Here is a 228-nt window from a genome sequence, read left to right on the forward strand (position 1 = left end):
GATCAACAGCAGATCAAAAGCAGAGCACGGCGGCCTGAAAGCCGACCTGAGTGGTAGAAGCGAAAGCAGGGCAAAAGCAGATCAAAAACAGGGCTGCTTTTCTGTGGGAGCTGGCTTGCCTGCGATGCAGACACCTCGGTACATCAGGCATACCCAATTGATGCCATCGCAGCGGTTCGGCGGTCCGACAAGCCAGCTCCCACATTTGATTGAGTTTCAGCTTCAAAA

Annotated in this window: 1 protein-coding gene; it reads right to left on the minus strand. The window is 53.5% G+C overall.

Features of this window, described 5'->3' with window-relative positions; translation table 11 throughout:
• Nucleotides 1-13 precede the first annotated feature (13 nt).
• The coding region (locus tag ACI77D_RS29465) for a hypothetical protein (RefSeq protein ID WP_407018124.1) at nt 14-228 on the minus strand (215 nt) is incomplete at its 5' end.

Origin of the sequence: Pseudomonas sp. O39 (assembly GCF_045447295.1) — a bacterium.
Lineage (GTDB): Bacteria > Pseudomonadota > Gammaproteobacteria > Pseudomonadales > Pseudomonadaceae > Aquipseudomonas > Aquipseudomonas antarctica_A.